This is a genomic window from Gordonia soli NBRC 108243, assembly GCF_000334455.1.
Lineage (GTDB): Bacteria > Actinomycetota > Actinomycetes > Mycobacteriales > Mycobacteriaceae > Gordonia > Gordonia soli.
The window spans coordinates 280588-304197 of the sequence record NZ_BANX01000011.1 but is presented as its reverse complement, the minus strand read 5'-3'; the positions used below and the strand labels follow the sequence as shown (position 1 = coordinate 304197).

19 protein-coding genes are annotated in these 23610 nt (G+C 68.4%); 11 read left to right on the top strand and 8 right to left on the bottom strand.

The features are described 5' to 3' along the window. Positions 1-52 precede the first annotated feature (52 nt). From GS4_RS09060 to mce1N, 8 genes are all read left to right on the top strand, one after another. Positions 53-961, top strand: coding sequence for a redox-sensing transcriptional repressor Rex (locus GS4_RS09060; protein ID WP_007619762.1), 909 nt, complete (start codon positions 53-55; stop codon positions 959-961). After that, complete coding sequence (locus GS4_RS09055) at positions 958-2469, top strand: glutamyl-tRNA reductase (protein ID WP_007619759.1); 1512 nt, start codon at positions 958-960, stop codon at positions 2467-2469. The genes GS4_RS09060 and GS4_RS09055 overlap by 4 nt, the downstream gene beginning before the upstream one ends. Beyond that, positions 2466-3419, top strand: a complete 954-nt coding sequence (hemC, locus tag GS4_RS09050; protein WP_007619755.1) for a hydroxymethylbilane synthase — start codon at positions 2466-2468, stop codon at positions 3417-3419. Before GS4_RS09055 ends, hemC begins: the two co-directional genes overlap by 4 nt. A 111-nt stretch (positions 3420-3530) precedes the next feature. Further along, positions 3531-5180, top strand: a complete 1650-nt coding sequence (locus GS4_RS09045; protein WP_007619754.1) for a bifunctional uroporphyrinogen-III C-methyltransferase/uroporphyrinogen-III synthase — start codon at positions 3531-3533, stop codon at positions 5178-5180. Between the two features lie 37 nt (positions 5181-5217). Then, entirely contained in the window at positions 5218-6195 is a 978-nt protein-coding gene (gene hemB, locus GS4_RS09040) for a porphobilinogen synthase (RefSeq protein ID WP_007619753.1), read from the top strand. Positions 6196-6465: 270 nt separating this feature from the next. Continuing rightward, the gene (locus GS4_RS09035; RefSeq protein ID WP_157226558.1) at positions 6466-7539 is read left to right on the top strand and encodes a polyadenylate binding domain-containing protein; all 1074 of its coding nucleotides are present in this window, start codon (positions 6466-6468) and stop codon (positions 7537-7539) included. Next, a complete protein-coding gene (locus GS4_RS09030) occupies positions 7526-7984 on the top strand; it encodes a hypothetical protein (protein WP_007619751.1) in 459 nt (152 codons plus the stop codon). The genes GS4_RS09035 and GS4_RS09030 overlap by 14 nt, the downstream gene beginning before the upstream one ends. Further along, positions 7981-8739 (top strand): transport-regulating membrane protein Mce1N, encoded by a 759-nt coding sequence (mce1N, locus tag GS4_RS09025; RefSeq protein WP_007619750.1) that lies wholly within the window; start codon positions 7981-7983, stop codon positions 8737-8739. Before GS4_RS09030 ends, mce1N begins: the two co-directional genes overlap by 4 nt. Positions 8740-9198: 459 nt before the next feature. Here the strand turns inward: mce1N and GS4_RS09020 are convergent, their stop codons facing one another. Both GS4_RS09020 and GS4_RS09015 read right to left on the bottom strand, forming a co-directional pair. Then, positions 9199-11175 (bottom strand): acyl-CoA dehydrogenase family protein, encoded by a 1977-nt coding sequence (locus tag GS4_RS09020; RefSeq protein ID WP_245555607.1) that lies wholly within the window; start codon positions 11173-11175, stop codon positions 9199-9201. A gap of 232 nt (positions 11176-11407) precedes the next feature. Next, on the bottom strand, positions 11408-11941 hold the full coding sequence (locus tag GS4_RS09015; RefSeq protein ID WP_007619748.1) for a hypothetical protein: 534 nt from the start codon (positions 11939-11941) through the stop codon (positions 11408-11410). Between the two features lie 125 nt (positions 11942-12066). On the opposite strand from GS4_RS09015, the gene GS4_RS09010 reads away from it, so the two are divergent. Then, entirely contained in the window at positions 12067-12774 is a 708-nt protein-coding gene (locus GS4_RS09010) for a TetR/AcrR family transcriptional regulator (RefSeq protein WP_007619747.1), read from the top strand. An 80-nt stretch (positions 12775-12854) separates the two neighbouring features. Next, positions 12855-14021: an acyl-CoA dehydrogenase gene (locus tag GS4_RS09005; RefSeq protein ID WP_007619746.1), complete on the top strand. Its 1167-nt coding sequence runs from the start codon at positions 12855-12857 to the stop codon at positions 14019-14021. A 170-nt stretch (positions 14022-14191) separates the two neighbouring features. Here the strand turns inward: GS4_RS09005 and GS4_RS09000 are convergent, their stop codons facing one another. Genes GS4_RS09000 through GS4_RS08975 form a run of 6 tightly spaced genes read right to left on the bottom strand, consistent with a single transcriptional unit; the run spans position 14192 to position 21887 of the window. Further along, positions 14192-14758, bottom strand: coding sequence for a YdcF family protein (locus tag GS4_RS09000; protein WP_157226557.1), 567 nt, complete (start codon positions 14756-14758; stop codon positions 14192-14194). Positions 14759-14802: 44 nt separating this feature from the next. Further along, positions 14803-15846, bottom strand: a complete 1044-nt coding sequence (locus GS4_RS08995) for an agmatine deiminase family protein (RefSeq protein ID WP_007619744.1) — start codon at positions 15844-15846, stop codon at positions 14803-14805. Then, on the bottom strand, positions 15843-16835 hold the full coding sequence (locus GS4_RS08990; protein ID WP_007619743.1) for a nitrilase-related carbon-nitrogen hydrolase: 993 nt from the start codon (positions 16833-16835) through the stop codon (positions 15843-15845). The genes GS4_RS08995 and GS4_RS08990 overlap by 4 nt, the downstream gene beginning before the upstream one ends. 26 nt (positions 16836-16861) lie before the next feature. Then, entirely contained in the window at positions 16862-18328 is a 1467-nt protein-coding gene (locus GS4_RS08985) for an NAD-dependent succinate-semialdehyde dehydrogenase (protein ID WP_007619738.1), read from the bottom strand. 57 nt (positions 18329-18385) lie between these two features. Then, positions 18386-20488, bottom strand: coding sequence for a primary-amine oxidase (locus GS4_RS08980; protein ID WP_007619737.1), 2103 nt, complete (start codon positions 20486-20488; stop codon positions 18386-18388). A gap of 4 nt (positions 20489-20492) precedes the next feature. Further along, positions 20493-21887 carry a gamma-aminobutyraldehyde dehydrogenase gene (locus GS4_RS08975; protein WP_007619736.1) on the bottom strand — a complete coding sequence of 465 codons (1395 nt, stop codon included), beginning with the start codon at positions 21885-21887 and terminating at the stop codon, positions 20493-20495. 200 nt (positions 21888-22087) lie between these two features. On the opposite strand from GS4_RS08975, the gene GS4_RS08970 reads away from it, so the two are divergent. Continuing rightward, positions 22088-23605, top strand: coding sequence for a PucR family transcriptional regulator (locus GS4_RS08970; RefSeq protein WP_007619735.1), 1518 nt, complete (start codon positions 22088-22090; stop codon positions 23603-23605). Positions 23606-23610 lie beyond the last annotated feature (5 nt).

Sequence of the window (23610 nt, the reverse complement as noted above, 5' to 3'; positions counted from 1 at the left end):
TCTGCGAGGCTCCCTACCGCGTACACGTGACCTGGCCGACCGGGTAGGTCGGATGGGCCCCGACGTGCGGCGCCACTCCGCGCAGGGGCGGCAGGTGAACACGTTCACGCCGGGTATACCCTGGATCAATCGTCGTGGTGGAAGCAGCGAGGAAGAGGGTGTCGTGAGGGGGAGAGACTCGGACGCCGACGGCTCACCGTCCGACATATCCGAGCCCGCACCCATCCCGGAACCGACGGTCGCCCGGCTGGCCGCGTACCTCCACGTGCTCCGCCGGTTCAGCGAGCGCGGCGTGCTCATCGCCTCCAGCGTCCAACTCGCGACCGCCGCCAACGTGAACTCGGCGATCCTCCGCAAGGACCTCTCCCACGTCGGCGCCAACGGAGTCCGTGGGGTCGGCTACGACGTCAGTCGCCTCACCGCGCGTATCAAGATGGCGCTGCACACCGACAGCACGCACACCGTCGCACTCGCCGGTGCCGGCCGCCTCGGGCTCGCGCTGTTGGCGCACACGGGATTCGGGCGTGGCTTCCGGGTGGCTGCGCTCTTCGACGCCGACGAGGGCCTCGTCGGAACCGCACTGGAGGAGGACGGCCCGACGATCCGGCCGTTGTCCGCGATCGAGGCCGTCTGCGGGGATCCCGAGGGGCCCAGGATCGAGATCGGCGTCATCGCCACGGCCGACGAACACGCCCAGGCGGCCTGCGACGCCTTCGTGGCGGTGGGTGTCCGGCAGGTGCTGAACATCACGCCGGTGTCTCTCTCAGCGGACACCGATGTCGCCGTCAGACAGGTTGATCTAGCCTTGGAGCTACAGGTACTCGCGTTCAACGCCTCCCGCAGCCCGCAGGGACCGGCACGGAACGACGGATCGACACGGGGCCACGACGGGTCCCCGACCGGTGGCGTGCCTGCGCAGAAGGACGAGACCGTGATGGGTGAAGAGACGGTGACCGCGTGAGTGTTCTGTTGTTCGGGGTGTCCCACCGGAGTGCCCCGGTGGAGGTACTGGAGCGGCTCGCGGTGTCCGATCACGACCGCCCCAAGCTGGTCGACGCACTGCTCACGTCCCACGCGATCTCCGAGGCGATGCTCGTGTCGACCTGCAACCGTGTCGAGGTCTACGCCGTCGTCGATGCCTTCCACCCGGCTCTCGAGGCCGTCGGATCGGTCCTGGGAGATCACTCCGGGATGACCGTCAACGAGATGACCCGGCACGCGTACGTGCGCTACTCCGAGGCTGCGGTCGAGCATCTGTTCACCGTCGCTGCCGGCCTGGACTCGCTGGTCGTCGGTGAGCAGCAGATCCTCGGCCAGATCCGCAACGCCTACCTCAACGCCGACGACAACAAGTCCGCCGGGCGCGTCCTGCACGAGCTGGCCCAGCAGGCGCTACGCGTCGGCAAGCGGGTGCACACCGAGACCGGGATCGACCGAGCAGGTGCGTCGGTGGTCTCGGTCGGTCTGCACCGGGCCAAGGCCCTTCTGGGTACAGCCGACGTGCACGACGTCGATACCCGTGACACCGAGGCCCGTGATGCCGAGGTCGGGCACGCCCGACCAGCCGGGCTGCGATCGGCCGTCGTCGTCGGTGCGGGCGCCATGGGTGGCCTCGCGACCGCACACCTGGCCCGCGACGGTGTCGACGAGCTGGTGGTGGTCAACCGCACGGTGGCCAAGGCCCGACACCTCGCCGCCAACGTGGCGACCAACCACGGTGTCGCCGCGCGCGGGGTCGGACTCGACGAACTGCCCGCCGCGATGGCCACCGCAGACGTCGTCGTCGCCTGTACCGGGTCGGTCGGATCGGTGATCAGTGTCGGCGAGGTGCACTCCGCTCTGGCTGCGCGAACCGTCGACGCCCCGCTTGTGATCTGCGATCTCGGACTGCCGCGCAACGTCGATCCTGCCGCCGCCCGGCTGCCGGGTGTCCACGTCGTCGACATCGAGGGCCTCCGCGGCGACTCCGAGACCCAGGCCGCCGAGAACGACACGCTCGCGGCACGGTCGATCGTCGCCGCCGAACTCGCCGACTACCTCACCCACCAGCGACAGGCCGAGGTCACCCCGACGGTCGCCGCGCTCCGGCATCGTGCCGCCGAGGTGGTCGAGGCCGAGATCCTCCGACTCGAGACCCGTCTCCCCGGCTTGGACGACCCGCAGCGCGACGAGGTCGCCAAGGCCGTCCGCCGGGTCGTCGACAAGTTGCTGCACGCACCGACGGTGCGGGTGAAGCAGCTCGCGTCCACGCCGAACGGCGACCACTACGCCGAGGCGCTGCGCGAGTTGTTCGAGCTCAAGCCGGGCGCCGCTGAGTCCGTCTCGGCTGCCGAGTCCGGGCTCGCAGAGACCGGCCATGCAACCCAGTCCGGGCTCGCAGAGACCGGCCATGTAACCCAGTCCGGGCTCGCAGAGACCGGCCGTCAGGGTGAGTCCGGTCGTCCGATGACCCCGGGGTCGGGGGAGTGACCGGGGCAGCAACGGGCGTCATCCGGATCGGCACCCGTGGTTCCCAGCTGGCCACCACTCAAGCGCAGACCATCGCCGACGCGCTGACCGAGGCCGGCCATCCCGCCGAGTTGGTCATCATCAAGACCGCGGGTGATGCGTCGGCCGCGCCGGTCGCCGAGATCGGCGTCGGGGTGTTCACCACCGCCATCCGCGTCGCGCTGCACAACGACGAGATCGACGTCGCCGTGCACTCCTACAAAGACCTGCCGACAGCACCCGAGGAGGGGCTCACGATCGCGGCCGTCCCGCCGCGTGCGGATCCCCGAGATGCGCTGGTCAGCCGGGACAGCATGGTCCTCGGCGAGCTACCTCCGGGGTCGACGGTCGGTACCTCGGCGCCACGGCGGGCGGCGCAGCTTAGAGCATTGGGTCTCGGTTTGGAAATCCGCCCCCTACGAGGCAACCTTGATTCTCGGTTGGGCAAAGTCGCCAGCGGCGAACTCGACGCAGTCGTGGTCGCCCGCGCCGGACTAGTCCGCATCGGCAGGACCGACGAGGTCACCGAGGCGTTCGATCCGGTGGTCCTGCTACCGGCACCGGCGCAGGGGGCCTTGGCCGTGGAGTGCCGCTCCGACGATGCCGAACTGGTGAGAACACTCGCCGCGTTGGACGATGAGTCCACCCGCGTGGCGATCGACGCCGAGCGAGCAGTGCTCGCGGCCCTCGAGGCCGGGTGCACAGCGCCGGTCGGAGCGATCGCCGAGGTGGTCGAGTCTATCGACGACGACGGGCGCATCTTCGCCGAGCTGTCGCTTCGTGCGGCAGTCGCGGCCGAGGACGGATCCGACGTGATCCGGGCCTCGAGGGTGGGTCCGCTCGATCGCGCGATCCAACTCGGCAAAGATCTCGCCGCCGAACTGCTGGAGCTGGGAGCGGGAGCGCTCGTCGGCCACGGTTCGCCACCGTAGACGCGGTCACGACGTCGACGGTGCGCGGGTCGTATCCGTCGGACACCTGTTCGCGACTCCGGTAGCAGAAGGAACTGCAGCCCTGTGCTGAGGGCAGGAGAGTGCGAACCCATGAGCCGTACGAAGAAGGCCAGTCCGGGGCGGATCCTGTTCGTCGGGTCGGGACCCGGGGATCCGGAACTGCTGACGGTGCGTGCGCGCACCGTGATCACCCGCGCGACGACGGCCTACATCGATCCGGACGTCCCCGCCGCGGTCGTGTCCCTGATCGGGGCCGCCCACCGCGAGGACCCCGCCGACGACCGCCGTTCCGCGCGCGAGACCGCCAAGGCGGAGCAGGCCGCGGAGAACGCCGACGGATCGACGACCGACGCCGACTCCCAGGACGAGTCGTCGGTGGTCCATCCCGCGTTGGGTGATCCCGCCGAGGTCGCCAAGACCCTGGTCGCCGCAGCGAAGACCGGCGTGGACGTGGTCCGCGTCGTCGCAGGCGACCCGCTCACCACCGATCCCGTGCTCGCCGAGGTCAACGCAGTGGCCCGGTCGTCGGTGCAGTTCGAGGTACTGCCCGGACTGCCTGCCGCCTCCGTGGTGCCCAGCTACGCAGGTATGCCGCTGGGCTCGGGCCACACCGAGGCCGACGTCCGCGGCGAGGTCGACTGGGCAGCCCTGGCGGCGGCCCCCGGACCGTTGGTGCTGCACGCCACCGCCGGACACCTCGCCGAGACCGCGAGCGCGCTGACCGAACACGGTCTTGCCGCGCAGACGCCGGTCGCGATCACCGTGAACGGCACCACCTGCGCGCAGCGCACCATCGAAGCCACCCTGGCCACGCTCAACGAGCAGGGCAACGCCCTCAGCGGGCCGCTGATCCTGACAGTCGGCAAGGTCGTCAGCCAGCGCAGCAAGCTCTCGTGGTGGGAGTCGCGGGCGCTCTACGGCTGGACCGTCCTGGTGCCACGCACCAAGGATCAGGCAGGCGACATGAGCGAACGTCTCGTCAGCCACGGTGCCATCCCCAAGGAGGTCCCGACCATCGCGGTCGAGCCGCCGCGGAGCCCGGCGCAGATGGAGCGCGCGGTCAAGGGACTCGTCGACGGCCGCTACCAGTGGGTCGTGTTCACCTCCACCAACGCCGTGCGCGCCGTGTGGGAGAAGTTCGCCGAGTTCGGACTGGACGCCCGTGCGTTCTCCGGTGTCAAGATCGCCTGCGTCGGCGAGGCGACGGCCGAGAAGGTGCGCACCTTCGGCATCAACCCGGAGCTGATCCCCTCCGGCGAGCAGTCCTCACTCGGCCTGCTCGACGACTTCCCGCCGTACGATGACGTCTTCGATCCGGTCAACCGGATCCTGTTGCCGCGCGCCGACATCGCGACCGAGACGCTGTCCGAGGGATTGCGTGAGCGCGGCTGGGAGATCGACGACGTGACCGCGTACCGCACCGTGCGTGCGGCACCGCCGCCTGCCGAGACCCGCGAGATGATCAAGACCGGTGGATTCGACGCCGTCTGCTTCACCTCGAGCTCGACGGTCCGCAACCTCGTCGGCATCGCAGGGAAGCCGCACGCGCGCACCATCGTCGCGTGCATCGGCCCCAAGACCGCCGAGACGGCAACGGAATTCGGTCTGCGCGTGGACGTGCAACCCGAGTCCGCGTCGATCCCGGATCTGGTCGATGCGCTCGCCGAGCACGCGGCACGTCTGCGGGCCGAGGGCGCACTGCCCCCGCCGCGCAAGAAGTCCCGACGCTCGCGTTCCTGACGCGCTCGCTCACGCACGACCTCCAGGAGGTGGGCCTGTGGCCCCGGTGATCCGTCCCCGACGACTGCGGACGAGTCCCGCGATGCGGCGTCTGGTCGCCGAGAACCGGCTGGCGCCTGCCGATCTCGTTTTGCCGGTTTTCGTGGCCGACGGCATCGACGAGCCGCGGCCGATCTCGTCGATGCCCGGTGTGGTGCAGCATTCGCTCGACTCGGTGCGCGCGGCGGCCGACGAGGCCGTCCGTGCGGGCGTCGGCGGCGTGATGGTGTTCGGGGTCCCGACCCCGGAGGACAAGGACCCCACCGGTTCTGTCGGCGTGGCGGCCGACGGCATCCTCAACCGCGCGTTGGCCGAGCTCCGCGCCGACCTCGGCGACACGACGGTCCTGATGGCCGACACCTGCCTCGACGAGTTCACCGACCACGGTCACTGCGGTGTCCTGGACGAACACGGCCGGGTGGACAACGACGCGACACTGGATCGGTACGTGGAGATGGCTGTCGCGCAAGCAGATGCGGGTACGCATCTGGTCGGCCCGAGCGGGATGATGGACGGCCAGGTCGCCGCGATCCGCGCCGGACTCGACGCCGCCGGACACGCCGACGTCGGGATCCTTGCCTACACGGCCAAGTACGCCTCCGCGTTCTACGGTCCCTTCCGTGAGGCGGTCGCCTCGAGTCTGTCCGGGGATCGTCGTACCTATCAGCAGGATTCGGCCAATCGCATCGAGGCGTTGCGCGAGTTGCGACTCGATCTCGACGAGGGCGCCGACATCGTGATGGTCAAACCCGCGATGAGCTACCTCGACATCGTCCGGGACGTCGCCGAGGAGGCGGACGTGCCCGTGGCGGCGTACCAGATCAGCGGGGAGTACTCGATGATCACCGCGGCCGCCGAACGCGGCTGGATCGACCGCGACGCCGCCATCCTCGAGTCGCTGCTCGCCATCCGTCGCGCAGGTGCAGGCATCGTGTTGACCTACTGGGCGACCGAAGCGGCCGGCTGGCTGCGCTAGCGAGTTTGTCTCCTCACGCGACCTCGTCTCGTTCCCGCGACCTCGGTCGAAGTCGCGGGAACGCTCGGCGGTCACCAGCGGCCCGAGTCCGGCTCCCGACCAGCGGCCCGAGTCCGGCTCTCGACCAGCGGCCCGAGTCCGGCTCCCGACCAGCGGCCCGAGTCCGGCTCCCGACCAGCGGCCCGAGTCCGGCTCTCGACCAGCGGCCCGAGTCCGGCTCTCGACCAGCGGCCCGAGTCCGGCCGTGTCCGATTCATTACCCTGGAGCCCATGTCCTCACCCCTGGGCCCGACACCCCCGTCGGGGGACCCGACCGCAATGCCCCCGTCGGGGGATCCGACCGCGGGGCCGAAGTCGCCGCCGCGCTCGGACTCGATCACCATCGCGACCGAACTGTGGCTGCTCGTCATCCTCAGCCAGATCGTCGCCTACGTCGCCCAGTACCCGTCGGCGGCCGATCTCTGGCGCGAGCGTGCCCGCGAGCTGCCCGCCGACACCCCGCGCGCCGAGGCCGACCTGCTCTCGTCGACCACGACCATCGTGGCGTCCTATGCGGTCCTGGGCGTGATCTTGACCGCGGTGTCGCTGTTGCTCGTCTGGCTGACCCGTAAGGGCTACAACGTCGCGCGGATGATCCTCTCGGGCATGAGCGTCTACCTGCTGGTCAGTCTGGTGTTCACACTGTTCGGTGACCTCGAACCGAAGTGGGCGATGATCCCGACCGTGATCGGCGGTGTCGCCGCCCTCGGCGCCGTGGTGCTGCTGCTGCGGCGCGACGCCGAAACCTATTGCCGCGCGATGGCCCTGCTCCGCAAGCAGGGGCGCCGACAGGTCGGCACACCCGCCTATCCGAGCGCGTACCCCGCGCCGGGCCAGTACTCGCCGAATCAGCTCCCGGGCTCGTACCCCCAGAACCACAACCCCCAGAACCAGTACCCGGGCCAATATCCGCAGGGCTATGAATATCCGTACCCGGGTAGCCAGTATCCGCCCCAGAACTGGCCACAGCAGGCCCCCGGGGCGCAGCAATCGGCCGAGTGGCACCAGCAGTCGGTGACCCACCAGCAGTCGGTGACCCACCAGCATCCGGAGACCGGGCATCACCCGGCGACTCCGCCGCAATCCGACCAACCGGACATCCGGAGCGCCCTGACCGGTGCACCAGCGGTCGCCGATGACGACGATGACGACGAGCAGGCCGGTTCTCAGCATTCTGCCGGGGAACACGTGAATGATGATCCCGTGACCGACGACGCGGCCAGTGGTGCTCCGGCCGCCGACGACAGCGGCACAGCGCAGGATTCTCCCGACCCCGAAGGACGACGCCCCAGTGACAAGCAGTGAGTACACGCCCGATCCCGCCGGTCGCCCCGATCAGGTGGTGTGGGCGCATCGATGCTGGACCGCGGCCGGAGCGCTGCTGGTCGTCCTCGGTCTCATCGAGCTGGTCGCCGCGTTCTTCGTGAAGTCCGCACCGCTGAGTCTGGCGGGTCTCGGCGTGCTGATGGCGGCGGTCGGCGTCGCCTATGTGCTGATCGGCAGCAAGGCCTACCTCGGCGATGTGCGATGGCGCTCGTCGCTGGCGGCCCTGACCCTGGTGGTGGTCGCGATGCTGCTGATCCTCGCGCTGGGCTTCCAGTCGCCCTACCTGGCCGTCGCGCTGTTGGTTGCGCTCATCGGCCTGTTCGGCTCCTTGCTGGCCTACCGACCCGAATCGGAGAAGTGGTTCACCGGTGTGGAACCGCAGCCCAAGAAGGGTAAGGCGGGCAAGCGGAAGAACCAGACGTGACCGCGGCCCCGACACCGGAATCCGATCCGACACCGGAGTCGGATGCGACAACCGACGACTCTGCGGACCATGACACGGCCGACGGTCCCGACTCGGATCCGTCCGCGGTGACGGACCGCGCGGACACCGACGACGAGTTGGACGCCGACAACCAGCCGGACCCCGACAACGAGCCGGACCCCGACAACGAGTCAGCTGATACCGAAGCCGACACGACCGTAGATGACCCGACCGCAGCTGACTCGACCCCAGACGAACCCGTCGACCCCGGCGAGGTCCTGTTCGCCGAGCCAGGCGGCAGCTGGTGGATCGTGGCGATCGGCCCGGTCCTCATCGGCGCGGTCCTCGCGATGGAGATCACCGGCGGCGGCGGAATCCACTGGCCGGTGCTGATCATCTTCGGCGTGATCCTGATCGGTTTCTCGGTCGTACAGGTGGTCGCTGCCCGACGTCACGTCAGTGTCGAACTGACCGAGACCACCCTCCGACAGGGCACCCGGACCATCGGCCTCGACGAGATCTCCCGCGTCCTGCCCGCCAACACCGGTCCCGACCATCAGACCTGGGAGAGCGCCCGCGCGCTCGGTGAACTGCCCGCAGTGCCCCGCCGCCGCAAGGGCATCGGACTGAAGTTGACCGACGGCACGCTCACGCAGGCATGGGCGCGCGACGTCGACCGGCTCCGCAGCGAGCTGACCGAGGCCCACCAGGCGGTCCGGATGGGGCTCGGTCCGCGGTCCCGCTCCGACGACTGACTCGGCAGCTCACCTCCTCCTCGACCGACAACTCGGGCTTCTCGGGGCACCCTGTTGGGTCCGGTTGTCGGATTCTTGGCACGTGTGCGGGTCGTGCTGTGGTGTGTCCACTGTCGAGGCCGCTGGTGTGTCAGAAATCCGGTTTCGGCGGGATTCGGGCGGATGTGGCGTTCGGGTCGGATTCGTGCGGGTGGGGTCGGGTCGGGGCTCCCCCGTGGGGCCGGTTGTCGGATTTTTGGCACGTGTGCGGGTCGTACTGTGGTGTGTCCACTGTCGAGGCCGCTGGCGTGTCAGAAATCCGGATCGCCGTCCCATCGCCGGATCGCCATCCGGATCGCCACCCGATCCCGATGCGGGCATCCCGAACACTCGACTACCCGTTGCACCCGGCAGACACGACGACGCCGCAGGACCGGGGGGACCTGCGGCGTCGTCGGTCGGGTGGTTGCCCGCGTGCGCTCAGCCGTTCTCGATCATCGGCGCGGCCAGCAGCGCCTCAGGGATGCCGAAGGCATCGACCAGCACGCTCGCGTACGGGCGCAGTTCCTGGCACAGGTCGTTGACGCCGCGACGGATCGCCTTGGCGCGCTCCACCGAGATGTGTCGGTGCATCATGAACCAGCTGAGGTCGGCCTCCAGGGTCGAGTAGACGTACAGATCGCACACCTTGCCGAGCAACTGCTGCGCAGAACGGGAGTCGCACTCGTCGATGGCCTGGACGAAGGACTCGAGGACCATCCGCTCGGTCCGTGCCGAACCCACCTTGAGCAGGTGGTCCTGAGCGTCGTTGAACACCTCGAACGGATCGTTCTCGTCGTCGGTGGCCCGCCGCAGACGCTGGGCGCAGGTGCGGACCAGATGGTCCTCACGGTTGCGGAACAGCCGGATCTGGGTCGCGCGATCGGTCAGGTTCGACTTGTCGGTGTCCTCGTCCGAACTCTCCAACAGCGTCTGGACCACCTGCCGTACGGCGGTCTTCTCGGCGACCACGTCGCGGGCCATGCCGGCGATGAAGCGGACCCAGCCGCCTGCCGACAGTCCGCGCACGTCGTCGGCGTACGACGACAACAGTTCCTTGGCCACCAACTGCGTCATCACCGTGTTGTCACCCTCGAAAGTGGTGAACACGTCGATGTCGCCGCGGATGATCGAGATCTGGTTCTCGTCGAGATAGCCGGCGCCACCGCAGGCTTCGCGGCTGACGTTGACCGAGTGGGACGCGTGCCAGGTGGCATAGGCCTTCAGGCCCGCAGCATCGCTCTCCAACTGTCGCTGACGTCCGGCCACCGAATCGTCGTCGGCCACGCGGCCGATGTCGTGCAGCTCGCCGGTCAGCTCGTTCTGGGCGAAGGCGATCGCATACGACTTGGCGATCAGTGGCAGCAGCTTGCGCTGGTGGCCCAGGTAGTCCAGGATCACGATCTCGTCGTCGCCGTCCGGCGCCTCGAACTGCTTGCGCACCATGGCATATCGGGTGGCGATGGTCAGTGCCTTGCGAGCGGCCGCGCCCGCGGTCGCGGCCACGCTGATGCGGCCGCGGATGAGTGTGCCCAACATCGTGAAGAAGCGACGGTTGGGGTTCTCGATGGGGGAGTGGTACGTGCCGTCGGCTGCGACGTCGGCGTACTTGTTGAGCAGATTGTCGGCGGGGATGCGGACGTGGTCGAACATGATGCGCCCGTTGTCGACTCCGGCAAGTCCGCCCTTGTATCCGTCGTCGGAGGTGGTCACGCCGGGCAGGTCGTTACCGTCCTCGTCGCGGATCGGGACGACGAAGCAATGCACGCCCTGGCTGGTCGCCTCTTCGCCGGGGCCACCGGTGATCAACTGGGCGAACACCGCGGCGAACCGGGCGTGCTCGGCAGCGCCGCCGATGTAGTCCTTGCGCGCCGACGGCGTCGTCGAGTGGACGACGAACTCCTGGGTGTCGCGGTCGTAGGTGGCGTGGGTCTCCAGCGCCTGCACGTTGGAGCCGTGTCCGGTCTCCGTCATCGCGAAACAGCCGAGTACGTCGAGGTCGATGGTGCCCTTGACGTACTTCTCGTGATGACGCTCGGTGCCGAGGTTCTCGATGGCGCCGCCCCAGAGGCCCCACTGCACACCGGCTTTCACCATCAGCGACAGGTCGGCGTACCCGAGCATCTCGATCGAGGTGATGGATGCGCCGACGTCGCCGGTGCCGCCGTGATCGGCCGCGAACCCGGCGGACGCGAACCCCTGTTGCGAGAGTTCCTTCAACACCCCGAGCGTGTGTGCGCGGGCCTCGGCGAGGGTGCGGGACGGGTCGGGTAGCAGATCGGCGCGATCGGAGTTCTCGCGCACGGCATCTCGTGTCGAGCGCCACCGGCCGTCGAGCGCTGTGCGGACGCCTTCGACGAGCAGGTCGCGACTCGCCTCGTCGATGGGCCCATCGGTCTGGGCCGCCTCGGCGTCGATGTCGCGTTCGTCGACGACCGGCGGCTTCGGTCGATCATCGACGGGTGGTGTGGTCTCGGCCGACGTGGTCACGGTGGTCCTCCCTCGGTTCCGAGGCGCCTGCCCTCGCGGTTGTCTCCACGCGGCGACGACTCTCTACTCGAGAGTAGCGAGCAGGCGGCGCCACCTCGGCGGGATTGGGCTTCGCGACGTGCGCGACCGGGCCGGACGAGCCTGCGGGCCGCTGGCGGAGTCAGTGTCGACGCGCCGGCTGGTGGTCACCGAATCGTGCGAGAAGCCCTGCCTCGACCTGCGGCGGGACCAACTCGCGCGGGATCACCACACCGGCGGCGCCCGGGGTGTCCGACGATCGGATACGGAGCGCGACGGCGTCGGCATCGACGCCAGTGATGGTGCTCACCGCGATGTCCTGACGGACCGAACCGAGGGTGACGGAGATGTGCGCCGGCCCGAACTCGGCCCGCAGCCGACTGCCGGCGGGTACCAGACGGCGGTAGCCGTAGGGGATCACCACGAACCAGATGAATGCGGTGAGTCCCATCGACACCGCGCCGACCGCGATCGTGAACAGGGTGAACGCCTGTTCTCCGCGAGACAGTGCTCGCGCCACCACCGATACGGAACACAGACCGATCGCGATGAGCAGGACCACTCCCACCCTGCGCTTGCCCGACCGACTGAGCCGGCCGGCCATCCCGGCATCGGCGATCGCGTGGGTCCGGATCACCGGGGCGGGCATGTGGTGCTGGGGATACGGCTGGTGCACGGGCTTCTCCTGACCTGTCCGGAACGAACATAGGTGCGCGGACGCGTGGGTCCCAGCAAACGTCATCCGAGGGGGTGACCCCTGCCGTGCACGCATCGCCCGGTGCGGGGTCGATACTGGATGTCATGACCGCGACCGATGAGATCCCAGGGGGATCGGCCGACACGCGGATGCTCGTCGTCGCCGAATCCATCCGTCTGTTCGCCGAGCAGGGATACGAGGCGACCTCGGTCGACCAGATCGCCGCGGCCGCCGGCGTCTCCCGGCGCACGCTCTTCCGTCAATTCCACTCCAAGGAGGGCGTGATCTTCGCCGATCACGAGGAGTTGCTGGCCCAGGTCGGTCGACACCTGGTGGCGGCTCACGGCGATGCGCCGATGGCGGTGTGCGATGCGGCCGAGCTGGTCTTCCGGCACTTCCTCGACAGCCGCGACATGGCCGCGCGGCGGATGCGGGTGGTGCAGCAGGTCCCGGCACTTCGCGATCGGGAGCTGGTCACCACCTACCGCTACCAGCGTGCGTTCGAGGACTACCTGCGTCGGGAACTGCCGGACGTACCCGCAGTGCGGATCGTCGGGTTCGCGGCGGCGGTCACCGGCGCGCACAACTATCTGCTGCGATCGATGATCCGCGGTGATGCCGACGCCACCCTGGAGGTGCTGCGTGCGGAGTTGGCCCGGTTGCGCAGCGAGTTCGGTGTCGACCCCGACTCGGCGACGTCGCCGGATCGGCCGGGGCGGGCGGTTGCGGTGGTGACCTTCGATCCGTCGGCGACACCCACCGAGATCGGGCGTCAGGTGCGTGAACAGCTGGAACACGATCGGAAACCGTGACGCGTCGGACTTGGCACTGAGTGCCGAGAAGTTTAGGATAGTGATCAAACCGTGGCACTGAGTGTCGTTAGGAGCTAGTCATGGCCGGATTCGGCAACCCAGATTTCGACGTCTTCCAGCTTCCCGAGGAGCATGTCGCCCTCCGCGAGGCCATCCGTGCGCTGGCCGAGAAGGAGATCGAGCCGTACGCGGCCGACGTCGACGAGAACGCACGCTTCCCGCGGGAGGCTCTCAAGGCGCTCGTGACCTCCGGCTTCAACGCCATCCACGTGCCCGACGAGTACGACGGCCAGGGTGCGGACTCCGTGGCCGCCTGCATCGTCATCGAAGAGGTGGCGCGCGTCGACGCCTCCGCGTCACTGATCCCCGCGGTCAACAAGCTGGGCACCATGGGGCTGATCCTCAACGGCTCCGACGAGCTCAAGAAGCAGGTGCTGCCGTCCATCGCCGCGGGCGATGCCATGGCGTCCTACGCCCTGTCCGAGCGCGAGGCCGGCTCCGACGCCGCGTCGATGAAGACCCGTGCGCGCAAGGACGGCGACAACTGGGTGCTCAACGGCACCAAGTGCTGGATCACCAACGGCGGCGAGTCCACCTGGTACACCGTCATGGCCGTCACCGATCCGGAGAAGAAGGCCAGCGGCATCTCGGCGTTCATGGTCCACAAGGACGACCCCGGTTTCACCGTCGGACCGCTGGAGAAGAAGCTGGGGATCAAGGGATCTCCGACGGCCGAGCTGTACTTCGAGGAGTGCACGATCCCCGCGGACCGCATCATCGGGGACGAGGGCACCGGCTTCAAGACCGCGCTGCAGACCCTCGACCACACCCGCCCGACCATCGGCGCGCAGGCCGTCGGCATCGCACAGGGTGCTCTCGACAAGGCGATCGAATACGTCAAGGACCGCAAGCAGTTCGGTAAGTCGATCAGCACGTTCCAGGGCGTCGAGTTCATGATCGCCGACATGGCGATGAAGGTCGAGGCCGCGCGCCTGATGGTCTACACCTCGGCCGCTCGTGCCGAGCGCGGCGAGTCGAACCTCGGGTTCATCTCGTCGGCCTCCAAGTGCTTTGCCTCCGACGTCGCGATGGAGGTCACCACCGACGCCGTCCAGCTGTTCGGTGGCGCCGGCTACACCCGCGACTTCCCGGTGGAGCGCATGATGCGCGACGCCAAGATCACCCAGATCTACGAGGGCACCAACCAGATCCAGCGCGTCGTCATGAGCCGCGCGCTGCTGCGGTGACCATCCGCTCGTGAGCTGAGAACCACAGCGCCCCCGCGGAATCCCGGGGGCGCTGTGTTGTCGGCCCAGCCCTGCTGAGATCAGTCCCGTGAGTACCCGCGGAGGGGAATGTGCCCTTGGTGAGTGCTGTCGGGGACGATCTCAGCAGCTCGCTGCGGATGCGGTGGGGATCAGGCGTAGGCGGTGCGCAAGTCCAGCCGGGCGTGCTGCTTCGCGGCCGCGGCCCGGAAGTCGTTCATCGCGCGCGGCATGTGGAACCCGTTGGTGACGATGATCGCGCCGCTGGCGCCCATGGCCTTCAGCATCCGCACGGTGTTGGTGGCGTTCTGCACGGTGCTCGTCGACCCGGCTTCGTTCACCATCTGCCAGAACGGGACGCCGCGGCGCATCAGCCCGATGTTCATGAACTGCGCCTCTGGCACCGGCAACCACCAGGTGTTGCCGCCGGAGACGATGACGCGGTTGACCGGATGCGACCGGGCCAGGCCCGCGCCGACGTCGAGTCGGCGGGCCAGCACGTCGGGCGTCTGACCGAAGGTGCCCATCTTGGCTCCGAGGATCACGATGTAGTGGCCCAACGGGTTCTGCCACAGGAACTGACTGTTCGGGGTCAGCAGATCCGAACTGCCCCCGCCGAGGCTGCCGGTGCTGCCCGTGTCAGCGTTCGCGGGGGAGGCCACCCCGGCACCGACGACGACCATGAGCGCGATGAGTACCGCGACTGCTCGAGTACGCATGCGGCCGAGTGTAACCATTCATCGAGGGTATGGAGCAAGTTCGTTCAGCCCCTCGCCGACGGCTGGTTCGCGGTGATGCAGTGGATGCCACCGCCGCGGGCGAACAGCGGGCGGGCGTCGACCGAGACCACGTGCCTTTCCGGGTATGTCTCGCTCAGGATCGCCACGGCGGCTGCGTCATTGGGGTCGTCGAAGGAGCACGCGATCACAGCGTCGTTCACGACCACGTGGTTGATGTAGCTGTAATCGACGTACCCCTCGGTGTCGCGGAGGACGGTCGGGGCGGGCACGTCGACGATCCGGAATATGGTGCCGGTGGCGTCGGTCGCCTCGTCCAACAACTCTCGCAGCGTCGCGGTGATCCGATGGTCGGGATGTGCGGGATCGCGCTGGTCGTGGAGGAGCACCACCCCGGGGGCCGGAAGTGCGGCGACGATGTCGACGTGGCCGCGGGTGCCGAAGGTCTCGTTGTCGCGGGTGAGTCCGTACGGCAACCAGACGGCGTGGTCGACGCCGATGGTGCGGGCCAGCTCCGCTTCCACCTCCGCCTTCGACCACTCGGGGTTGCGCCCGTCCCCGAGTTGCACCGACTCCGTGACCATCACCGTGCCGTGCCCGTCGACCTGGATGCCGCCGCCTTCGTTGACCATCGGCGACTCGATCAGCTCCGCTCCCGACAGTTGTGCGATCAGCCGTCCGATGTGCTGGTCGTTCTCCCACGACGCCCAGCTCGCGGCACCCCAACCGTTGAACACCCAGTCGACCGCACCGAGCCGGCCGTCGTCGCCGAGCACGAACGTGGGGCCGATGTCTCGTGCCCAGGCGTCGTCCAACGGTGCCTCGACGATGTCGATGCCGGACGACAGGTGACGCCGTGCGGCGCCGACCTCGGTCGGATCGACGATGACCGTCACCGGTTGATGGTCGGCGACCGCGTGGGCGACGGCAGCCCAGGTCCGCCGTGCCTCGTCCTGTTCAGCCTCGGTGTCGCCGAGGCTGTATCCGGGTACCGGATACGCCATCCACACCCGGTCCTGTGGCTCGGTCTCCGACGGCATCCGCCAGCCGCCGACAGCTCGGCCGGTCATCGGGTCCTCGGTTCGCTCTCACCGAGTGCGGTGTCGGCCACCGGCTCGACCAGGGCGGCGTAGGTGTCGGGACGACGCGTGCGGAGGAACGGGAACAGGGTGAGCCAATCGCGCCGCTGGTCGAGATCGAGGTCGGCGACCAACACCGCCGACTCGTCACGCGGAGCCTGCACGAGGATGCGTCCGTACGGATCGCAGATGAACGACGAACCGTAGAAAGTGATCTCGCCCTCGTCGCCCCAGCGGTTGGGGACCACCATGAAGGTCCCCGCGGTGATGGCGTTGCCGACGATGACCTGCTGCCACAGCGGTTCCGTGTCGAAGTCGGGGAAGTCCGGTTCGGAACCGATCGCTGTCGGGTAGGCGATGATGTCGGCGCCGGCGAGCGAATACGACCGTGCCAGTTCCGGGAACCACTCGTCCCAGCAGGTCGGCAGCCCGACTGCCGCCCCCAGCCCGTCCGGCCGGTAGACCGGGTGCGGGTCGTCGGACGGCCCCGGCCGGAAATAGGTGTCCTCGTAGTACCCACTGGTGACCGGGATGTGGAGCTTCCGGGTCCGGCCGATCAGCTCACCGTCGGGTGAGATCAGGACCGCGGTGTTGAAACCGAGACCGTCGTCGATCTCGGTGGCCCGCTCGTAGACCGAGGCGTGGACGAAGATCCCGTGCAGGGTGGCTATGCGTCGGGCGAAGGTGACGGTCGGGCCCGAGTCGAGGTCTTCGGCGTCCGCGGCCGCATCGGGGCCGCCACGGGTGAAGGCCGGGTACTGCAGCAGCGTGATCTCGGGCAGGAACACCGCACGGGCGCCGGCCTCGGCGGCGATGCGGATGCCCTCGGCCAACTCGGTGACCACCGCCTCGAGGTCGGGCTGCCACCGGTGCTGGACGAGCCCGACCCGGACGGGAGCGCGGCCCGGTGCCGCATGCCGATCAGCGGGGTAGCGCGAGAGCGGTGGTGCGGCGGAGAGATCGCTGGTCGCCACGAACATGGCTGCTCCTGGGTTCTCGACGCGACTCAGGTGAGTGCGACGTACTTGACGGACAGGTACTCCTCGATGCCCTCGGCACCGCCCTCGCGGCCGATCCCGGACTGCTTGACCCCGCCGAAAGGCGCTGCTGCGTCGGAGATGACGCCGCGGTTCACACCGACCATCCCCGATTCGAGGCGCTCGGCGACGCGCATGCACCGCTCGAGGTCGCGGCTGTAGAAATAGGCGGCCAGGCCGTACTCGGTCGAGTTCGCGGCTGCGATTGCATCGTTCTCGGAATCGAACGTGCTGATCACCGCCACCGGACCGAAGATCTCGCCGCGGGTGACGGTCGAGTACGGGTCGACCTGATCCAACACGGTCGCCGGGTAGAAGAAGCCGCGCCCCTCGGGGACCTTGCCGCCCAATCGGACCCGCGCGCCGTCGGCGATGGCGGTCTCGACCGCATCGGCCACCTTGTCCCGCTGCGCCGCACTCACCAGAGGCCCCAACGTCACACCGTCGTCGTACCCGGCACCGAGTCGGACCGCCGACATCTTCTCGGTGAGTTTGGCGGTGAACTCCTCGGCCACCGACGACTGGACCAGGAATCGGTTGGCCGCGGTGCACGCCTCGCCGCCGTTGCGCATCTTCGCCGCAAAGGCTCCCTCGACCGCTGCGTCGACGTCGGCGTCGTCGAAGACGATGAACGGTGCGTTGCCGCCGAGCTCCATCGAGGTCCGCTGAACGCGTTCGGCGGCCTGCGCCAACAGGTTCCGACCCACCGGTGTGGAGCCGGTGAAGCTGATCTTGCGGATACGGTCGTCGGTGATGACGGCGGTGCCCACCTCCTTGCTCGCCGTGGTCGGCAGCACCGACAGCACGCCCGGCGGCAATCCGGCCTCGGCGAAGGTCTCGGCCAACACCAACATGGTCAGCGGCGTCTCATGGGCGGGCTTGACCACCATGACGTTGCCCGCGGCCAGCGCCGGAGCGATCTTGCGGGTGCCCATCGCGAGCGGGAAGTTCCAGGGTGTGATGGCCAGACACGGCCCCACCGGGGCATGACTCACCAGGATCCGGCCGGTGCCGGTCGGCGAATGGGTGAACCTCCCGTTGATCCGGACCGCCTCCTCGGCGAACCAGCGGAGGAACTCGGTGCCGTACTTGGTCTCCGCTCGGCTGTCCGGGAGAGCACGTCCGAGCTCCAGCGTCATCAGCAGCGCGATGTCGTCGGCGCGCTCGGTGAGCAGTTGGAAGGCGCGGCGCAGGATCTCACCACGTTCGCGCGGTGCGGTGGTCGCCCACGAGTCGGCGGCGGCAGCAGCGCGATCCAGCGCGTGCGCCGCGTCGGCGACGGTCGCGTCGGCCACCGAGATCAACGGCTCCTCGGTCGCAGGATCGAACACCTCGAAGGTCGCGCCGGACTCGGACGGCACGGATCGGCCGTCGATCCACAAACCGGTGGGTACGCTGTCGAGAACCGCCTGGGGGTCGAGCTGATTGTCGGACAAGGGAAATCGCTTCCTTTCGGATCTGGCGAGAGCGTGAGGGCGCCCTCGCAGAGATGGTCAGCTTCCGTGGTGGCCGCAGCCGCAGCCCGGATCGCCGGCAGTCGAGTCGTGAGCGGATGATTCGTGTGCGCAGTGAGCATCGGATGCCGCGACGTCCAGCGACGGGTTGCGGTCGAAGAATCCGAAGGGCTTGAGCCAGAACGAGATGGTGTCGGCAGGCATCACCGGCCAGTCCTCCGGGCGGGTGATGTGGTGGATTCCGAACGTGTACCAGACCACGACGTCGGTGTTCTCGATCGATCGGTCCGCGGCCGTCCAGACCGGTAAACCGGTGTCCCGCTCGGACTGGTTGACGAACTCACCGGCCGGCCACCGCTCGTCCGGCCGATTGGGGGTCACCCACACCGTGTGCCCGATGACCTCGGCGCGACGGAAGATCGGCGATGCCGGATCGAACATCGGCGGCAGCGCTCCGCCCGGCACTAGCTTGTACGCCGGATGGTGACCGAGCCCCGTGGTGACGTTCGGATTGACCACCTTCCACGCCCGCTGAGACGCGAAGTCCATGTCCTGCTTGCCCTCGGACTCGGTGCGCAGCGGAGTGTTGCGCTGCACCAGCGACAACCCGTACGGATTGTCGGGTCCCATCGGCTCGACGACCGTCTCCGATACGACGACGGTGTTATCGGTGCCGTCGACGTCGAGATCGAGCCGGGCCACCAGGAAGTGCTGATGGAACGGCGCATACGTCCGTTCGTCGACGATGGTGCCGTGCGGATTCGAGGCCACCCCCGGCGGCAACGGTGTGGTCACCATGATCCCGGTTGCCCGGACCTCGCACTCGATGCTGCCGTCCTGGTGGAAGCGCCAGTAGACCAGATACTCGTAATTGGCCACGGTCACATGGAAGCTCACGGTGAGCCGCCGCATCCGACGCACCTCGGCGCCGGCGTCGTGGTCGACATGCTTCCACAGGACTGCGTTGTCCTCCTCGTGGACGCAGATCGCGTTGGTGATCGTGTACGGCTCACCGTTGCTGTGATGCAAGACGGCGTCGAGGTAGCGGATCTCGCCGAGGCAGTCGCAACCCAACTCCAGGGAGGTGGTCATGAACCCGAGACCCCACTCGCCGATGTCGAAAGCGGTTCGCCGGTAATGGTCCTCGCAGTGGTCGCGGTAGGGGACCACCATCTCGGCGAAGGAGAGTCGGTGCGCGACGGAGCGTGTACGGCCGCCGTCCTCGTAGGTGACGGTGTGCAGGGTCATGCCCTCGCGGTGATTGAAACCGACTCGCAGCGACCAGTTCTGCCAGCGCAAGAGGTTTCCCTCGAGGGTGAACGATGGACCCTCCGGCTGGGTGATCTCGAGGGGTTTGAGCGGCTCGCGGGTGAAGGTGTCGCGGATGCGCTGTGGGATGTGCCGAGGGACGTACTCGCCCATCACCTCAGGTTGATCGAACGCTCCGCTCCCGGCGGCGGTGACATCTGCCCCGCTCGCTCCGCTCCCGGCGGCGGTGACATCTGCCCCGCTCGCTCCGCTCCCGGCGGCGTCTTCGATGCGGAGGAGCTCCATCGAGTTGACGTCGATCACACAGTGCAGGCCCGCGACCGGGGTGGCATAGGGATTGGCGCCGGGGGCTTTTCGCATCCAGGTGTCCGACCACCCGATCCGTCGTCCGCGGTATTCGTCGGGGATCACCGGTCCGCCGTAGGTCCAGGTGTCCATGAACACGAGATCCAGGTCGGTGATCCCGCGTCGGGCCAACGCGGCGATCACGTCGGGGTGTGCGCGCAGGACGCGGTCACACTCCTCGAACTCGTCGACGGTGAAATTCGGCTGGACGTGCGGGATGTGCTCGAAGGTCTCGACCGCGTCCAGGGTCAGCGACACTGTCGCCTTGTGGGTCTCGTTGCGCGTGGAGTCGAGCAGGGTGACCAGCGCCCGCCGCTCAGGCGCGTCGCCGCCCGACGCGTGTCGAGCGAGTGCGGCCTTCGACGGTTCGGCCATCTCGATGGATGCGAAGCGCCAGCCGTCACCGACCCCACGGTCCCGACGGAGGACCGACGAGACCGTCCGGATCTCGTCGGCGGACAGCGGGTCGAGCGGATGGGCGGAGCCGATCGGGTCGGCACCTGCGGGTGTGGATGCAGTGGTGGTCATCGACTCAGTCCGTGCTGCTCATGACGTGCTTGATCCGGGTGTAGTCCTCGAGCCCGTAGAGCGACAGATCCTTGCCGTGCCCGGAGTTCTTGAATCCGCCGTGTGGCATCTCGGCGACCAGAGGGATGTGACAGTTGATCCACACGCAGCCGAAGTCGAGTTCGGCCGAGAGTCGGGTCGCGGTCGCGTGATCGGTGGTCCACACACTCGACGCGAGACCGTAGGCGACGTCGTTGGCGAGGCGGATGGCTTCCGCCTCGTCGGCGAACGGCTGGACCGTGATGACCGGACCGAAGGTCTCCTCCTGCACCAGTTTGTCCTCCTGTCGGACGCCGGTGATGATCGTCGGCTCGACGAAGAAACCCTTGTCGCCCTTGCGACCTCCACCGGTGGCGACCGTCGCATGGGACGGGATGTTGTCGAGGATCGACGTCACCTTGCCGAAGTGGTTGACGTTGTTGAGCGGTGGGACCTCTGCCGTGCGGGCCTGCTCCACGAGCAACCCGACCACCTCGTCGTGGATCGACTCGTGCACCAGGACGCGGGTGACGGCGGTGCAGTCCTGGCCGGCGTTGAAGAACGCCGCGGCGGCCAGCGGTTCGATCGTCTTGGCGAGATCGGCATCGGCGAACACGACCGCCGGCGCCTTGCCGCCCAACTCGAGGTGGGCGTCCTTGAGATTCTGGGCTGCCGACTCGGCTACCGCGATACCCGCGCGCACCGAGCCGGTGATCGACACCATCGCAGGCGTCGGGTGACCGATCACCGCGGCGCCGGTGTCGGCGTTGCCGAGCACCACGTTGAACACTCCCGGCGGCAAGATGTCGGCGCTGATCCGTGCCAGCGCCAACGTCGACTCCGGTGTGGTGTCCGACGGTTTGAGCACCACGGTGTTACCGGCGGCGATGGCCGGGCCGATCTTCCACAGCGCCATCATCAGCGGGTAGTTCCACGGTGTCACCTGACCGATCACGCCGACCGGCTCGCGGCGGACATACGAGGTGAATCCCGCCATGTACTCGCCGGCCGACTTGCCCTCGAGGGTGCGCGCGGCCCCGGCGAAGAAACGGATCTGGTCGGCGCCGACGGTGACCTCCTCGTCGGCGATCTGCTGCTTCGGCTGTCCGGTGTTGCGGTGTTGCGCGTCGACGAGCTCGTCGGAGTTGGCCTCCAGGGCATCGGCGAATCGGAGGAGGGCCTTCTGACGCTCGCTCGGGGTGGTCCGTTTCCAGCCGGGGAACGCATCAGCGGCAGCGCGCATCGCGGTGTCGACGTCGGCGGCCGAGGAGATCGGGGACACCGCCACCACCGACTCGTCGATCGGGTTGACGATGTCCAGCGTCTCGGTCGCGGTGGAGGAGACGAACTCCCCGTTGATGAAGTTCTGCAGCACGGACATGGTCGCGATCCTCACGTCGGACGGGCAGGAGCACCGGCGAGCCGCGCACGTCGGTTCGCTTCCAGTCTTCGCCTCTGGAGCGGACGACCAAACCTGACACGATGTACAGGCACGCTGACTATCATCGACATCATGTCCATTCGCACGAGTGCGGCGAAGAGGTCCGCTTCGCGGCGCACTGCTGCCATGATCTTGCTGCGATGACGACGGTGCGGTGGTTGCTCGCGCAACGTCGGCTACAACTCACCCTGCGCGGCGGGGCCGAGGGACTCGATCGGACCCTTGATTGCGCGGTCTCCTCCGAACTGGTCAACGCGCACGAGTGGTTGTCGGGAGGCGAGGTGTTGCTGACCACCGGACTGCGACTTCCCGCGAGCCCGTCCGAACGGATCGCCTACCTGGCGAGACTGCACGGGGTCGGGGTCGCCGCGGTCGGATTCGGTGTGGGCTTCGGGTTCGACGAGGTGCCGGTCGAGCTCGTCGAGGAAGCCGATCGCCTCGCACTGCCCATCGTCGAGGTGCCGGTCCCGGTGCCGTTCTCGGCGATCGCGCGAGCGGTGCTCGAGCAGATCAGTGCGGCCCGGTCCACGCGCCTGGTCGCCGCGACGCGGGCGCAACCGCGGATGACCCGCGCCGCCGCGGCGGGGGGATCGGCGGCGGTCGTCCGAGAGTTGGCCGACTCCGTCGGTCGGTCGGCCGTGTTGCTCGACGGCGGGTTGAACGTCGTGGCGGCTGCTCCCCGAGATCTCGGTGAGGCCGACCTCGAGCAGATCCGCGCGCTGGTCCGACGCGACCCGGCGTCGGCAGGAGCGGCCTGGGTGACCGGGACGTCGGCGCTGACGGTCACCCGGGTTGCCGCCGGCGGCGCGACCTTCGGACATCTGGGCATCATCGGTCGGGAGGCGCTGGACGACGTCGCACGCATGCTCGTCGGCCACGCCACGTCGCTGCTGTCCATCGAGCACGCGAAACCACAAGCAGTGCATCGGGACACCGCAGACCTGCACTCGGACGCGCTGGCCGTCGCCCTCGACGATCGGCTGTCGGGGGACTGGGCGCACGCGCCGACGCTCGCGCGACTGATCTCGCGCGGGGCCGACCCCGCCGGACGGGTGCGAGTCGCGGTGTTCGGTTTCGCCGACGACGAGTCGGCGCAACGCGGCAGTCGGCGACTGGTCGACGCGTTGGAGCATCGCTGGCGAGCGGTGTTCGTGCACCGCAACGGAAGCGACGTCGTCGCGATGTTGCGCGGCGACGACACGATCGAGTTCGTCACCGGTCTGCTGACCATGCTCACTGCGCACCACTCGGCCGCCGGCGGCGTCGGACCGGTGGTCGATCTCGCCGACGTCGCGCAGTCGATGCGGCAGGCGCGCCTCGCCTGCCGGTCGGCGACCGTCGGACAACTGGTCGACCTCGAGGGGAGTCGGTCGTTGTTGAGCATCGAATCGGTTCGTCGGGCACTCTCGGATGCGTACCCCCAACGGCTCGCACCGGTCCTCGATCACGACCGTGCCACCGGTAGTCGTCTGCGTGACACGCTGCTGGTCTACCTCGAGGCCAACGGCAACTGGGGTGAGGCCGCCACCGCGGCCGGGGTGCATCGACACACCATGCGACACCGGATCGAACGGATCGAGGACATGCTGCAGATCGACCTCACCGACGCCCGTACCCGTGCCGAGCTGCTGCTCCTGCTGCTGGGCGTCGCGTCGTGAGACCG

Coding starts and splice junctions, on each gene's coding strand:
- GS4_RS09060 (WP_007619762.1), top strand. CDS start 53: ATGGGCCCCGACGTGCGGCGCCACTCCGCGCAGGGGCGGCAGGTGAAC.
- GS4_RS09045 (WP_007619754.1), top strand. CDS start 3,531: ATGAGCCGTACGAAGAAGGCCAGTCCGGGGCGGATCCTGTTCGTCGGG.
- GS4_RS09035 (WP_157226558.1), top strand. CDS start 6,466: ATGTCCTCACCCCTGGGCCCGACACCCCCGTCGGGGGACCCGACCGCA.
- GS4_RS09010 (WP_007619747.1), top strand. CDS start 12,067: ATGACCGCGACCGATGAGATCCCAGGGGGATCGGCCGACACGCGGATG.
- GS4_RS09005 (WP_007619746.1), top strand. CDS start 12,855: ATGGCCGGATTCGGCAACCCAGATTTCGACGTCTTCCAGCTTCCCGAG.
- GS4_RS09000 (WP_157226557.1), bottom strand. CDS start 14,758: ATGCGTACTCGAGCAGTCGCGGTACTCATCGCGCTCATGGTCGTCGTC.
- GS4_RS08995 (WP_007619744.1), bottom strand. CDS start 15,846: ATGACCGGCCGAGCTGTCGGCGGCTGGCGGATGCCGTCGGAGACCGAG.
- GS4_RS08990 (WP_007619743.1), bottom strand. CDS start 16,835: ATGTTCGTGGCGACCAGCGATCTCTCCGCCGCACCACCGCTCTCGCGC.
- GS4_RS08980 (WP_007619737.1), bottom strand. CDS start 20,488: ATGACCACCACTGCATCCACACCCGCAGGTGCCGACCCGATCGGCTCC.
- GS4_RS08975 (WP_007619736.1), bottom strand. CDS start 21,887: ATGTCCGTGCTGCAGAACTTCATCAACGGGGAGTTCGTCTCCTCCACC.
- GS4_RS08970 (WP_007619735.1), top strand. CDS start 22,088: ATGACGACGGTGCGGTGGTTGCTCGCGCAACGTCGGCTACAACTCACC.